11 protein-coding genes are annotated in these 13,514 nt (G+C 71.1%); 6 read left to right on the top strand and 5 right to left on the bottom strand.

All coding sequences use genetic code 11. The annotated features are described in order from the left end of the window. The first annotated feature begins 196 nt into the window (after positions 1 to 196). Complete coding sequence (locus POL25_RS25715; RefSeq protein ID WP_272088831.1) at positions 197 to 2,878, top strand: YncE family protein; 2,682 nt, start codon at positions 197 to 199, stop codon at positions 2,876 to 2,878. A 209-nt stretch (positions 2,879 to 3,087) separates the two neighbouring features. Next, positions 3,088 to 4,218 (top strand): STAS domain-containing protein, encoded by a 1,131-nt coding sequence (locus tag POL25_RS25710; protein WP_272088830.1) that lies wholly within the window; start codon positions 3,088 to 3,090, stop codon positions 4,216 to 4,218. Positions 4,219 to 4,229: 11 nt separating this feature from the next. On the opposite strand, the gene POL25_RS25705 is transcribed toward POL25_RS25710, so the two are convergent. The 4 genes from POL25_RS25705 to POL25_RS25690 all read right to left on the bottom strand — a co-directional run bounded on the left by POL25_RS25705 (position 4,230) and on the right by POL25_RS25690 (position 6,689). Next, positions 4,230 to 4,676 (bottom strand): hypothetical protein, encoded by a 447-nt coding sequence (locus POL25_RS25705; RefSeq protein WP_272088829.1) that lies wholly within the window; start codon positions 4,674 to 4,676, stop codon positions 4,230 to 4,232. 91 nt (positions 4,677 to 4,767) lie between these two features. After that, positions 4,768 to 4,977, bottom strand: a complete 210-nt coding sequence (locus POL25_RS25700) for a DUF3606 domain-containing protein (RefSeq protein ID WP_272088828.1) — start codon at positions 4,975 to 4,977, stop codon at positions 4,768 to 4,770. 68 nt (positions 4,978 to 5,045) lie between these two features. Beyond that, positions 5,046 to 5,360 (bottom strand): DUF3072 domain-containing protein, encoded by a 315-nt coding sequence (locus POL25_RS25695; RefSeq protein WP_272088827.1) that lies wholly within the window; start codon positions 5,358 to 5,360, stop codon positions 5,046 to 5,048. 120 nt (positions 5,361 to 5,480) lie between these two features. Next, the gene (locus tag POL25_RS25690; protein ID WP_272088826.1) at positions 5,481 to 6,689 is read right to left on the bottom strand and encodes a cytochrome P450; all 1,209 of its coding nucleotides are present in this window, start codon (positions 6,687 to 6,689) and stop codon (positions 5,481 to 5,483) included. 429 nt (positions 6,690 to 7,118) lie between these two features. Between POL25_RS25690 and POL25_RS25685 the strand changes: the two genes are divergently transcribed. After that, positions 7,119 to 7,577: a hypothetical protein gene (locus tag POL25_RS25685; protein WP_272088825.1), complete on the top strand. Its 459-nt coding sequence runs from the start codon at positions 7,119 to 7,121 to the stop codon at positions 7,575 to 7,577. A 46-nt stretch (positions 7,578 to 7,623) separates the two neighbouring features. Next, positions 7,624 to 9,108 (top strand): flavoprotein, encoded by a 1,485-nt coding sequence (locus tag POL25_RS25680; protein ID WP_272088824.1) that lies wholly within the window; start codon positions 7,624 to 7,626, stop codon positions 9,106 to 9,108. 300 nt (positions 9,109 to 9,408) lie between these two features. On the opposite strand, the gene POL25_RS25675 is transcribed toward POL25_RS25680, so the two are convergent. Then, positions 9,409 to 10,047, bottom strand: coding sequence for a TetR/AcrR family transcriptional regulator (locus tag POL25_RS25675; RefSeq protein WP_272088823.1), 639 nt, complete (start codon positions 10,045 to 10,047; stop codon positions 9,409 to 9,411). Between the two features lie 70 nt (positions 10,048 to 10,117). On the opposite strand from POL25_RS25675, the gene POL25_RS25670 reads away from it, so the two are divergent. Next, positions 10,118 to 10,780: a Coq4 family protein gene (locus tag POL25_RS25670; RefSeq protein ID WP_272088822.1), complete on the top strand. Its 663-nt coding sequence runs from the start codon at positions 10,118 to 10,120 to the stop codon at positions 10,778 to 10,780. 375 nt (positions 10,781 to 11,155) lie between these two features. Continuing rightward, complete coding sequence (locus tag POL25_RS25665; protein WP_272088821.1) at positions 11,156 to 13,441, top strand: esterase-like activity of phytase family protein; 2,286 nt, start codon at positions 11,156 to 11,158, stop codon at positions 13,439 to 13,441. The last annotated feature ends 73 nt before the right edge of the window (positions 13,442 to 13,514 follow it).

Here is a 13,514-nt window from a genome sequence, read left to right as displayed (position 1 = left end):
CGTAGCCCTAGGATCTGTTGACCTGCTAACATGCACTAATACGTCGGCGCCGTGCGCGGCACGGTCTGACGGACACGCGACAATGGGATCGGACCCTGGGGGGGGACGATCGTTGAAAATCGGCTCTGTGCAGTTGGAGGTGGGGATGCTCTCGATAGGCGTGCGCGTACTTTCGTGGTCGGTAGGTCTCGGGTTGATGTTGGGGACGGCGGGGACGGCAGGGGCGACGGCTCCTCCTTCGTACACCCTGTTCGAAAGCGGACAGGTCCGTCCGCTTGCCCTCTCGCCCGACAAGAAGACGTTATTCGCGGTCAACACGCCCGACGGTCAGCTCGAGGTCTACGACGTGACCTGGTGGGGCCTGTCGCACCGGACCTCGATCCCCGTCGGCGTCGAGCCGGTCGCCGTGGCGGCCCGCAGCAACACCGAGGTGTGGGTCGTCAATCACGTGTCGGACAGTGTCAGTGTCGTCTATGTCGGCACCGCCGCCGCCAATCGCGTCACGCGGACGCTCCTGGTCGGCGACGAGCCGCGCGACATCGTGTTCGCCGGCCCGGGCAAGAACCGGGCGTTCATCACCACCGCCCACCGGGGGCAGAACATCGGCTTCGACCCGCAGCTGACGACCCCGAGCGTCGGCCGGGCCGATGTCTGGGTGTTCGACGCGAACAACCTCGGCGCGAGCGCCGGCGGCACGCCCAAGACGGTCATCACCCTGTTCGCCGACACCCCGCGGGCGCTGGCGACGTCCCCCGACGGCTCGAAGGTGTACGCGGCCGCGCACTTCTCCGGCAATCGCACGACCACGATCGACTCGGTGCTGGTCGGCGGCGACACCCCGGAGCCGAACACCAACCACGCCGGCGTCGCCGCGCCGGGCAACCCGCTGATCGTCAAGTACGACGGGCAGCACTGGGTCGACGAGCGCGGCGTCCAGTGGGACGAGGACGTCAAGTTCAGCCTGCCCGACAAGGACGTGTTCGTCATCGACGCCAACGCCGCGACCCCGACGCAGGTCACCGGGGCCGCCGGCTTCTACACCGGCGTCGGCGCCATCCTCTACAACATGATCGTCAACCCGGTGAGTGGGAAGATCTACGTCAGCAACACCTCCGCGCGCAACGAGGTCCGCTTCGCGGGGCCGGGCGTGTTCGCCGAGACCAATGTCAACGGCCACTTCGCCGAGAACAACATCTCGATCCTGAACCCGCAGGGCAACACGGTCACGACCCGCCACCTGAACCCGCACCTCGACTTCGAGGCGCCGTTCCAGCCGCTGCCGAACGAGGACGCCGAGCTCAGCCTCGCGCTGCCGCAGGGCATGGCCATCTCGGCCGACGGCAACACCCTCTACGTCGCCGCCCTCGGGTCCGACAAGATCGGCGTGTACGACACCGCCGCGCTCGAGAACAACACCTTCTGGCCCGACCCGTGTGAGCAGATCCAGGTCGCCGGCGGCGGACCGACGGCGGTGCTGCTCGACGAGTCACGCGACCGTCTGTATGTGATGACCCGCTTCGACAACGCGGTCTCGATCATCGACACCGACGACGGCGACGAGATCCAGCACCTGGCGATGCACAACCCGGAGCCGGCGAGCGTGACCGAGGGCCGCCGCTTCCTTTACGACGCGACCTACACCTCGGGCCGCGGCGACTCGGCCTGCGCGAGCTGTCACGTGTACGGCGACGTCGACCACCTGGCGTGGGACCTCGGCAACCCCGACGGCGACGTCACCATCGCGCCCGGGCCGTTCAAGACCATCTTCCTGCCCGACTTCCCGATCGATTTCCACCCGATGAAGGGGCCGATGACGACCCAGAGCCTGCGCGGCATGGCCAACCATGGCGCGATGCACTGGCGCGGCGACAAGACCAGCCCGAACTTCCCGCCGAACGCGCAGCCGAACCAGGGTTCGTTCGACGAGCTCACCGCGTTCAAGCAGTTCAACAAGACGTTCGTCGAGGTCATGGGCCGGACGCAGGAGATCCCCGCGACCGACATGCAGAAGTTCACCGACTTCGCGATGCAGCTGACCTACCCGCCGAACCCGGTGCGCAACCTCGACAACTCGCTGACCCCGTTCCAGGCCGCCGGTCGCGACCTATACATGAACAAGCCGGCCACGCTCGGCATGACCTGCAATTTCTGTCACGTGCTCGATCCGGCCGGCAACGCCCAGTACGGCGTCGAACGCCCGGGCTTCTTCGGCTCCGACGGCTCGTACGTCGGCACCGAGTTCGTGCAGACCATGAAGGTCCCGCACCTGCGCAACGCCTATACGAAGATCGGCAAGTTCGGCCTGCCGCGCAACACCTCCATCAACCCCCAGGAGGACGACAGCTTCCTCGGCGACCAGATTCGCGGCTTCGGCTACACCCACGAGGGCTCGATGGACTCGGTGTTCGGCTTCCTCAGCCAGATCGGCTTCGTCGAGGACCCGATCTTCAACCCCGGCGGGCTCGAGTCCGACACCCCGACCGAGCGGCGCCAGGTCGAGGCGTTCGTGCTCGCCTTCGACTCCAACATGGCCCCGAGCGTCGGCCAGCAGATCACCCTCACCAGCAGCAACAGCACCGTCGTCTCGTCGCGGATCACGCTGCTGCGGGCCCGCGCGAGCGCCGGCGACTGCGACCTGGTGGCCCACGGCTCGTACCTGGGTGAGCGGCGCGGCTACCTGTGGAACGGCACCGCGTTCGTGCAGGACCAGCGGCTCAAGCCGGCGCTCACCGAGGCGCAGCTGCGGGCCCGCGCGCTGCTCCCCCAGCAGGAGCTGACCTTCACCTGCGTCCCGCGCGGCTCGGGCCAGCGGGTGGCGCTCGACCGCGACCTCGACGGCACGCTCAACGGCGACGAGGTCGAGTGGTGCTTCTGGTGATCGACGGGCGCCGCCGGATGAAGACGCTCCGGCTGCGCCGTATCGCACGAGGCTCGGTTCTGCGCTGAATCGAGCCTCGTGGGGTCCCGGGTCACGCCATTGCCGGCGGGTCCCGGAATCGCGCATGGCCGGCCGCACGGGCGCGAGTCGCTGTTCCGACCGGTAGAGGTCGGTGCAGTCGCGCCGCCGCTCCGATATAGTGCGGCCCGATGGCGACCGCAGATCCTGCTCTCAAGTTTCAGGTCCTGACCGGGCTGCTCGAGTCCGAGAGCACGACGCTGATCGGCATCGACGCCGGCGAGGTGTTGACGCTGGCCGAGGGCAGGGGGCTCGAGGCCATGGGGGTCGCCGCGACCGCGACCGTCGGCGCCTCGCTGGCGCAGGCGTTCGCCGGGCAACCCGGCGTGCTCGAGCATTTCCGCCGCAGCCTTCAGGGCGAGCAAGTGCGGGTCGAGAGCGTCCACGGCCAGGCGTACTGGCTGCATTCGTTCTACCCGCTGCGCGGACCGGACGGCGCGATCGTCGGCGCCGCGATGCTCGCCCTCGACGTCACCCGCGACCTCACCACCGTGCGTCAGGCCGAGCTGCTGCGCGAGCTGGTCAACAACGTCCCGACCAACGTGTTCGCGGTCGACACCCGCGGCGTCTGCGAGGTCTCCGAGGGCGGCCTGCTGGCGCAGATCGGCCTCAAACCGGGGCAGAACGTCGGCGTCAACGTGTTCGAAGCCTACAACACCCTCATCCCCGACATCGGCCTGGCCATGAGCGCGGCCTTCCGCGGCGAGACGCGCGTGATCGAGTTCGGCTTCGGCGAGTCGCTCTACAGCCAGATCACGCTGCCGCGCCGCGACGCCCACGGCAACAACGCCGGGGCCTATTGCATCGCCTCCGACATCACCGAGCGTCGGCGCACCGAGGAGCTGCTGCGCTCGCAGGTGCGCATCATTCAGGAGCAGAAGGAGGCCATCGTGCGCCTGTCGAGCCCGATCATCGAGGTCGGGCACGACGCGCTGGCGGTCCCGCTGGTCGGCTCGCTCGACGAGCAGCGGGCGACCAGCATCCTTCACGAGCTGCTCCAGGCGATCGCGAGCAAGCGGGCCCGCTTCGCCATCCTCGACCTGACCGGCGTCGACACGGTGGACCCGACCTCGGCCGAGCACCTGGTGCGCATCATCCACAGCGTGCGCCTGCTCGGCGCCCAGGCGATCATCACCGGCATCCGCCCGCCGATCGCCCGAATCATGGCCGAGCTCGGCCTCGACCTCAGCCGGCTTCACACGCTGCGCTCGCTGCAGGACGCCCTGCGCTACTGCAGCGAATCGAACCCCGACGGGCGCTGAGGCGCGCGCCGCTACGGCAGAAACCGGCCGAGGCGCTGCTTGCTGGCGAGCAGCGTCTCGGTGAACTCGTCGGCGGTCTGCGGCCGGCGCAGCTGCAGGACCTCGGGGCAGACCAGGTCCGCCGGGAGGTCGAAGTAGTTGCTCTTGTCGATCTCCGCGCCGGCGGCCAGCCGCTCCTCGTGGCGCTCGAAGATGGCGCGCACGGCCGCGGCCCAGCCCTCGAGGTAGGCGGCGACCCGCGGATCGTCGGCGGCCTCGGCGGGCAGCCATTGCACCTCCTGCTCGCGGATGTCGCGGATGGCCCGCTTGCCGTCGTCGAGCGTGTCCCACAAGAACAGGCGGATCGGCGTCCTCCAGCCGTCGGGCTGCGCCTCGACGACGGTGTCGGGGACCAGCTCGAGGGAGAACCGGCCAGAGGCGATCGGGAAGTGCTTGATGAACTCGGCGGCGAGGTCCATGGGGGCGCGGATGCTAGCGGACCCGACCTCGCGGCGCGAGCGACAAACGCCCGGAGCGCCGGCCCGTCGATCTGGCCGAAGGCGCAGGTCGTCAGCCGCGGTCGACGATCTGCCCGGGGCGCGCGCCCATGAGGTGCTTGCGGACCCGCTCGGTGTCGTCGCTGCCGACCGAGCGGATCGCCGCGCGCAGCTCGAGCTCGGTGACGCCGAGCTCGCGGGTCCAGTAGTCGAGCTCCCAGTCGTGGTCGAGGTCGATCCTGGACGGATCGTGCGGGCCGTGGATCTTCCTGGCGGCGGTCATGGGACCGATTGTGAGGCGAGGCGATCGCCGGCGCATGCAGGCTCAGGTGATCGCGCCGGCGCCGTGCGTCATTCGTCGAGGTCTTCGGGGCTGTCGTCCGCCTCGGGCCGGCCGCGCGTCGGCGGCCTGGCCGGGGCGTCGGCGGCGTCGTCGTGGCGGCCGCGGCCGGTGACATGCTGCAGCGCGTCGATCCGCTTCGAAGCCTCGGCCTTGGTCAGCGTCGGGTCGAACTCCTCGTGGGCCTCCTCGGAGAGGGTCTTGAGGTACGAGGCCTGGGCGTCGGTCATCCGCTCGTCGCCGGTGACCCAATCGTCGGGGTCCTTCTCGAGGTTGGAAGGGGCGTCGGGCTCGCGCGGGGCGAGCTTCGGGTTGTCGTTGCGCATGCGATCAGTGTAGGGAGGGCGAGCCGCTCGCCCAGCCGCAGGCACGCCAATCGCGGCACGCGGCGCCGGCGGTGGCGCGGGCCGCGATTGGCGCGGGACGCGGAGCGGACGCGGCCGCGGTCAGACCCCGAGCTGCACGCGCAGCTGGGAGGGGCCGCGGTCCTGCAGGCTGGCGCCGCGGTAGTCGAAATCGCCGAGCTGCTGCCACGACGAGAATCGCAGCAGGCCCGCCAGCGCCTCCTCGAGCTCGAGCCGCGCCAGCGGGCCGCCCGGGCAATAGTGAGGGCCGACGCTGAAGGTCATCGGCCGGCCGCCGCGGGCGAGGTCGAGGCGGTCGGGCTCGACGTAGGCGGCGGGATCGCGGTTGGCGGAGGCGAGGATCGGGAACACCAGCTGACCCTGGCGGATCTGCTTGCCGCCGATCTCGAGGTCCTCGGCGGCGAGCCGGTTGGTGGTCAGCACCGAGGGCGCGAAGCGCAGCAGCTCCTCGATCGCCGGGACCAGCAGGCGCGGGTCGGTGCGCAGGCGGGCGAGCTCGTCCGGGTGCTCGAGCAGGGCCAGCACGGCGCAGGCGATCTGGTTGCGCGAGGTGACGTAGCCGGCGCCGACCATCTGGAAGCACTGGATCGTGACCTCCTCGATCACCGCCGGATCGCCGCGCTCGTCGCCGAGGAAGCGGCTGATCATGTCGTCGCCCGGCCGCGCGCACCGCTCGTGCACGATCGCCGAGAGCAGGCCGAACAGCTTGAAGGAGGACTCCTTGGCCCGCATCGCCGGATCTTCGTCCATGGCGCCGGCGCCGGCGGCCTGCATGATGTCGGTGGTCCAGCGGCGAAACTCGGCCCGCTGGTCGTGCGGGAGGCCGAAGATCGCGCAGAGGACGTCGAGCGCGACCGGGTCGGCCAATTGCCACACCACGTCGATCTCGCCGCCGCCGGCGACGTTCGCCAGCGCTTGTTCGACGCTGGCGCGCACCTCGCCGCGCACGCGCTCGATCGCCGCGGCGCTGAAGCCCCGCATCACCAGCCCGCGGCTGCGCGTGTGCTTCGGCGGATCGAGGAACCACAACAGGCGCGACCACTGGCCGATCATCGCCTCGAGCTCGCCGGTCCCGCGCAGCGTCGGCATCAGCGTCGAAAGCAGCTCGCGGGCGCGAGCATTGCTCAGACGACGATCGCGGACCGCCATCTCGCAGTGGTCGTGGCGGGCGAGGAACCACGCGCCGAGCGGGGCATGATAATAGACGGGGCACTCTTCGCGGAGCTGGCGGAGCAGCGGATAGGGATCGGCGAAGAAGGCCTCGGAGAGGATCGGGTACTCGGGCTCCATCGCGCGAGCATAGCCCGAGGGGGCGTGGGCCGGGGCTGGGAAGCGGATTCGCCGGTGGAACTGTTACGGAACGATGATTCGTCGCGTTTTTTCGATTCGTCGCAGCGCTCACGGGGAGCCGCGCACAGGGCCCCGCGGGCGGCGGCCGCCGCGAGCGCACCGGGCATTTCGGTCGCGCGGCGCGCAGTGCCGACATTGATCTTCGGCGGCATCGTGGCGATCGCAAGGATCGGATACCTGCATCAAAGGACATGTCGCATAGGACATGATCTTGAGAGCATGGCGGTCGGGGCATGTCGGATCGGGCCTGTCCGCGCGTCGGCCTGCCGTCGGGCGCAGCCTGGTGCTCGAGCTTGCGCGTCCGCTCTGGGGGGCGCCGGCCGCAGGCTGCCGCGATCCGCGCGAGGAGGGGCGTGATAGGCTGCAGGCGTGCGACCCGACATCGGACGAAGACTGTGCGTGCCGGCGATCCTCGCGGTGTCCTCGGTGACCGCGGCGCCGGCCTGCAACGACGGCGACGACAAGCCGTCGACGACGGTCGTGACCTCCGGGGCGACCGACGACCCGACGGAATCGACCACGAACACGACCCCCGGGACTTCGACCGACGGCCCGACGAGCACGACCACGACGGCCAGCGGGCCGACGACCTCGACGACCGATCCGACAGTGGCGACGTCGGTGACGACCGACGCCGAGACCGACGGCGTCCCGGACTGCGACGAGATCGAGGACCAGCCGACGTGCGAGGCGACGCCGCTGTGCGTGTGGCCGCCGGAGATCGTGCAATGCACGGTCGACTGCTCGCAGATCACCGACGAGGCGGTCTGCGGGGTGCAGCAGCTGTGCGCGTGGATCGACGGTGAGTGTCGGCTGCTGATCATATGATAGCATCCCGGGCGGCCCGGTCGGGCTGCGAGAACTCAGGACGACGATGACGGACCCCGAGCGCTGGACCGAATGGAACCTCCGCCGCGCCTCGGTGGTGCGGATCTACGAATGCGGCGAGCGCCTGGTGGCGCTGGGCCCGGACGGCGAGGGCCACGCGCTGACCGGCGACTCGGCGGCGCTGGCGTCGGCGGTGCTGGCGTTCCTGGCGATGCCGCGCTCGGGGGCGGAGGTGCTGGCCCACGTCGAGGCGCTGGCCGGGGCGCCGATCGAGCGGCCCGAGGTGATCGGCGAGCTGCTGGCGCTGCTGCGGCGCACGGGGGCGCTCGAGGCGGTGACGACGGGGCCGTCACGGGCAGGGCGCACGGCCGGGCCGCGGGTGGTGGTGGGGTTGACGGGGGCGGCGGCGACGATGCACGCGCCGGCGCTGATCCAGCGGCTGCAGGCGCGCGGCTTCGAGGTGCGCGCGGCGGTCACGGAGAGCGCGCTGCGGTTCGTGCGGGTCGAGGCGCTCGAGGCGTTGACGCACGCGCCGGTGGTGACGGCGATCTGGCCCGAGAGCCAGGTGCATCGGGTGCCGCACATCGAGCTGGCGCAGTGGGCCGACGCGGTGCTGGTGTGCCCGGCGTCGGCGACGACGATCGCGCGGCTGGCGACGGGGGACCACGCGTCGGCGGTGGCGGCGATCGCCCTGGCGACGCGCGCGCCGGTGCTGGTGGTGCCGTCGATGAACCCCGCGATGTACGCGGAGCCGGCGGTGCAGCGCAACCTGGCGCAGCTGATCGCGGACGGGCTGCACGTGGCCCACCCGGCGCGCGCGCTGGAGGTCGCCGATCCGCCGGCGATGCGCACGCCGATGCTGGGCGGGGCGCCGCCGCCCGAGGTGGTGGTGCAGCTGCTCGAGGCGATCGTGCGCGAGCGCGCGAGCGCGGGGCTGGCCCAGGCGCCGCGCGGGGCCGAGGGCTGGGACCGGCTGTACCGCACGCACGCGCCGGCCGAGCTGCCGTGGCAGCACGACGAGGCCGACGCGGACCTGCTGGCGGCGGTCGAGCGCGAGGGCGCGACGGGCTTGTCCGTGCTCGAGGTCGGGACGGGCCTGGGCGCGCTGGCGGTGGCGCTGGCGAGCCGCGGTCACACGGTGGTCGCCACCGACATCTCGGCGGCCGCGCTCGCGCAGGCCCGCGCCCGTGCGCCGACGAGCCGGGCGATCTGGCTGAGCGACGACATCACGGCGACGCGCCTGCAGGGCCGGTTCGACGCGGCGATCGATCGCGCGTGCCTGCACCTGCTGGCGCCGGCGGAGGCCGAGCGCCATGCGGCGGCGATGGCCCGGCTGGTCGCCCCCGGCGGGGCGCTGATCGTGAAGACGCTGGCCGAACCGGCCGCCGGGGTGACGCCGTACGCGAAGGAGACGATCGCGGGGCCGTTCGCGCCGGCGTTCACGCTCGAGCGTGAGGCCGCGAGCACGCTGCCAGGCCCGACCGCGGCGCCGGCGGCGAGGCTGTTCGTGCTGCGCCGGGCGAGCGAATGATCTGATTGAAAGGGCATGTCCGAAGCCGAGCCCAGCGCCGATCGTGGGGCTGGGTGCCGTGTCGGGCGAGGATGGCCGAACGAGCATGCTCGAACGGGAATGCTCTAATGGACATGTCTTAATGAACATGCTTTTTAAGACATGTTCTATTCGACATGATGCTGGTGCGGCCAGGCGGGAGCGCCGTCACGCGGATCCGTGAGAGGGCTTGGAGAGGGCGTCGCCACGCGGCGAGCGATGGGCCCGTGGCGAAGCGGCGCCGTGGGCGTCACGAGGGATTGCGAGCTTTACTGGCGCCCGTCAGCCCTTGCGGCGGCTCTCGCCGAGGGTGCCGAGGATCATCGCGCGCATGGCGAGGGCGAGGGCGGGGTCGTCGAGGCGCTCGGGCTCGCGGCGGAGGGTGGTGCGGATCAGGCCGCCGAGGCCGCGGACCAGCACGGTGGCGGTGAGCTCGGGGTGGGGCAGGTCGAGGTCGTCGCCGCGGCCGACGAGGGCGCTGGCGACCATCGCCTCGACGGCGACCTCGAAGGCGTCGATGGTGTCGAGGTGGTCGCGGGCCAGCGATTGATGCAGCGCCTGGTGCAGCCGCGGGGCGACGCGGTGCATGGCGACGATCGCGGAGACGAGGCGATCGACGGCGGCCGGCAGCGCCAGGCCCTCCATGCCGGTGAGGGCGCCGGCGAGCACGGCCTGCATCTCGGCGACGTGACGGCGACCGATCTCGCGCAGCAGGGCCTCGCGGTCGGCGAAGTACTGGTAGAGGGTGCCGATGCTGACGCCGGCGCGCGCGGCGACGGCGTTGGTGGTCGCGGCCGCCGGACCTTTCTTGGCCAAGATCTGAGCGGCCGCCTCGACGATGGCGTCGACGGTGACCTGACCTCGGCTCTGAATCGGGCTGCGGCGCCGTTTGACGGGCTTTTTGCGGGCGGGGGCGGCCATGCGGAAAAGCGAGTGGCGAGGATCTGAGCAAAGACTCATCTTCTCCGCAAGCCCGCAGGGAGTGATTCGCATGCGCAAGATCGTCGGCCTGTTCCGCTTCGCCAGCACCTACGTCCGCCTCGTCCGTGACACCGATCGCCTCGACCTGGTGTTCGCCCTCGCCGACGCGTTCGACGACTCACCGGGGCTGCGGCGCATGCTGGCCCGCCCCGAAGTGAAGACCTACCTGGAGCGCCCGCTGGCGCCGCTGCAGCTGAAGCTCGAGGCGCTGCGAACGCTGCCGGAGGGCAGCCTGGGCCGCGAGTTCGCCCGCTTCCTCGACGCGCGCAAGCTCGACCCGAACGGGGTCTATCACAGCGCGGCCGACACGGTCGGCGACGCGGCGCTGATGAAGCTGCACCTCGAGCGCAGCCACGATCTGTGGCACACGGTGCTCGGCTTCGACACCGACGTGGCGGGCGAGCTGGGGCTGCAGGCGTTCTACATCGCCCAGCTGCAGTCGCCGCTCGGGCACCTGCTGCTGTCGGCGGGGCTGCTCAACGGGATGCTGTTCCAGTACGAGGACGGCGACCGGCGCATGGAGGCGATCACCCGCGGCTGGCGCCTGGGCCAGACGACGCGGCCGCTGTTCGGGGCCGACTGGGCGGCGATGCTGACCTGGCCGATCGAGCAGGTGCGGGAACACTTCGGGATCTCGCCGGAGCACGTGCGCACGGCGGCGATGGCGGCCTGAGCGCTTGACAGCGGGCGCGGGCGCGGGCCAGATCGCGCGTGCGCATGCACGGCAGGCCGAGGTTCGAGGCGAGGGTCGGCGAGCGACCGATCTTCGCGGGAGTGGGCGCGCGAGCGGCGAATGGCGTGACTGCGCGTTTCGTGAGACTCGGGAGCGCTCGGGAGCTGTATCGTGTGGAGCGTGGCGCGTGCTCCGGTGCGGAGCGTGGCGCGTCGTTCTTGAGGCGTGACGCATTGTTCGTGAGGCGTGACGCGTGGTTCTTGATTCGTGACGCATCATGCGTGGGGCGTGACGCCTCGTTCGTGAGTGACGCCTCGTTCGTGAGGCGTGCCGCCTCGTGCGTGATGCATGACGCCTCGTTCGTGAGGTGCGTGCATGCGTAGGTCGGCGCTGGTGCTGGCATTCGCGGCGGCCTGCGGTTCGCCGGTCGCTGCGCCGCCAGCGACGCTGCTCGGGCGCGCGGTGCTGCCGGCGGGCACGTTCGCGGCCGGGCCGGCGTCGGGCGAGCGCCTGGGGTCGGGGCCGATCCACGGGCAGGCGGTGCCGTTCGCGTCGCAGCCGGTGCAGGGGTTCTCGGCGCTGCTTGCCAATGACGACGGGACGTACCTCGGGCTCGTCGACAACGGTTATGGCAAGATCGAGAACTCGGCCGATTTTCACCTGCGGGTCTATACATTGCGGCTCGACCTGCGCACGGCGGCGGGCGGGAGCGGCGGGGTCGAGGTGCTCGGGCAAATCGAGCTGCGCGATCCGGACCGCAAGATCGGATTCCCGATCGTCCAGCAATTCAGCGACGCCCGCGTCTTGACCGGGGCGGACTTCGATCCGGAGTCGATGCAGCGCGCGCCCGACGGGACGCTGTGGTTCGGCGACGAGTTCGGGCCGTTCTTGCTGCACACCGCGGCCGACGGCGTCGTGCTGGAGCCGCCCATCGGGTTGCCGGATCTCGACCGGCCCGGGCTCGAGCTGCGCGCGCCGCAGAACCCGAACAACGAGGAGGGCGCGGCGCTGCGGCTGATGAACGCGGTCGCCTGGCGCGGGCGGCAGCGCGGGGCGATCCGGCCGCCGGTGTTCTCGCCGCACCACGCGATGGTGAAGGACGAAGCGCCGGGGGAGGACGGGCGCGAGCTGTTCGCGATCGACTCGCTGCGCGCGGCCGGGTTTCCGGTGGTGGTGTGGACCGTCAACGAAGTCGCGCGCATGCACGCGCTGATGCGCCTCGGAGTCGACGGCATCATCTCCGACCGGCCCGATCTGCTGTATCAGGCGGCGCGCAGCTTCGACGGCGACGGCGACGGGGTGTCTGATTTCGTCGACGCCGACGGGCTGGTGCGGCGCGAGCGCATCGATCTGCAAGGGCATCGCGGCGCGCGCGACCTGCGGCCCGAGAACACGCTGCCGGCGATGGAGGCGGCGCTCGATCAGCTGATGACGACGCTCGAGACCGATGTCGTGCTCACGGCCGACGACGTGCCGGTGCTCGGGCACGATCTGGAGCTCGACGCGCGTAAGTGTCGCGACGTGGAAGGTGGCGCGCGGCGGGTGCGGGCGCTGACGATCGCGGCGCTGCAGCGGCGATTCGTGTGCGACGGGCTGGTGCGCGGGGCCGAACAGGCGAATGACCGCACCCTGTCACCGGTGGTGGTCGCGTTCGCCAGCGCGGAGGGACTGGCCGATCCGTACACGCCGCCGACGCTGGCGCAGTGGCTGGGCTTCGTCGCCGCGTATGGTGATTATTATGCCGCGGGGCCCGGGGCGGGGCACCCCGAGGCGGCGCGGCGGGCCGCCAACGCGCGCCGGGTGCGGCTGAGCGTGGAGACGAAGTTGACGCCGGACGATCCGTTCGCGGCGGTGTTCGCCGAGCGCGTGAGCGCGGCGATCGTCGCCGCCGGCGCGACCGAGCGGGCGTGGGTGCAGAGCTTCGATTATCGCACGCTGCTGCAGGTGCAGGACCGGGCGCCGGCGCTCGGGACCGTGTTCTTGCTGGCCGACGGGACCAATTTGCCGGTGCTGGGCGGCGCGCCGAGCCGGTGGCTGGCGGGGCTCGGCTGGCCGCACGGGGTGACGGCGCGGACGCAGCCGCTGGCGGTGGCGACCAGCGGCGGGTTCGAGGGCATGGCGCTGCGGAGCTCGCCGCCGGCGCTGCTGCCGATCCTCGAGAAGCCGATCGTGGGTGCGCCGGCGGGCGAGGTGTGGATCCACGAGTATGACCTGTCACAAAGGACATATACCGAGAGGCGCTGGCGCCACCGCCTCGAAGCGGGCGCGGTCGCGGTGACGGATTTCCAGCTCGACGCCGATGGGCGCGGGTTCGTGATCGAGCGCGACGATTCGGAGGGCGAGCTCGGTGACGCTTTTAAAAAGGTGGTCCGCACGATCACGCTGGCGGCGCCGGGTGCGACGGTCGAGGCCGGCGCGCGGGTCGACCTGCTGAGGATCGCCGACCCGCACAGCCTCGCGCCGGCGAGCGCGGGGGATGTCGGTGTGGGTGGCGGGGTGTTCGCCATGCCGTTCGTCACCATCGAGAGCCTGGTGCTGCTGCCGCAGGGCCGGATGTTGGTGGGCAACGACAACAACCTGCCGTTCAGCGTCGGGCGCCACCGCGGCGACGGGCGCCCGGACGACCAGGAATTCGTGCTGCTCCAGGTCTCGCCGCGATGAGGCGGGGGGCATGAGCCCCGCGGCGTAGATCGATCGCGCGGCGGGGTCGTTGGGGGAGACAGCAACCATTTTT

This window comes from Nannocystis bainbridge (assembly GCF_028368995.1).
GTDB classification, from domain to species: Bacteria; Myxococcota_A; Polyangia; order Nannocystales; family Nannocystaceae; genus Nannocystis; species Nannocystis bainbridge.
The sequence above is the reverse complement of the archived record's forward strand: the minus strand, read 5'-3'. Positions and strand labels throughout refer to the sequence as shown.

Bases quoted from the DNA above. Each gene is read 5' to 3' on its own strand.
- POL25_RS25715 (WP_272088831.1), top strand. From the start codon at position 197: ATGTTGGGGACGGCGGGGACGGCAGGGGCGACGGCTCCTCCTTCGTAC.
- POL25_RS25710 (WP_272088830.1), top strand. From the start codon at position 3,088: ATGGCGACCGCAGATCCTGCTCTCAAGTTTCAGGTCCTGACCGGGCTG.
- POL25_RS25705 (WP_272088829.1), bottom strand. From the start codon at position 4,676: ATGGACCTCGCCGCCGAGTTCATCAAGCACTTCCCGATCGCCTCTGGC.
- POL25_RS25700 (WP_272088828.1), bottom strand. From the start codon at position 4,977: ATGACCGCCGCCAGGAAGATCCACGGCCCGCACGATCCGTCCAGGATC.
- POL25_RS25695 (WP_272088827.1), bottom strand. From the start codon at position 5,360: ATGCGCAACGACAACCCGAAGCTCGCCCCGCGCGAGCCCGACGCCCCT.
- POL25_RS25690 (WP_272088826.1), bottom strand. From the start codon at position 6,689: ATGGAGCCCGAGTACCCGATCCTCTCCGAGGCCTTCTTCGCCGATCCC.
- POL25_RS25680 (WP_272088824.1), top strand. From the start codon at position 7,624: ATGACGGACCCCGAGCGCTGGACCGAATGGAACCTCCGCCGCGCCTCG.
- POL25_RS25675 (WP_272088823.1), bottom strand. From the start codon at position 10,047: ATGGCCGCCCCCGCCCGCAAAAAGCCCGTCAAACGGCGCCGCAGCCCG.
- POL25_RS25670 (WP_272088822.1), top strand. From the start codon at position 10,118: ATGCGCAAGATCGTCGGCCTGTTCCGCTTCGCCAGCACCTACGTCCGC.
- POL25_RS25665 (WP_272088821.1), top strand. From the start codon at position 11,156: ATGCGTAGGTCGGCGCTGGTGCTGGCATTCGCGGCGGCCTGCGGTTCG.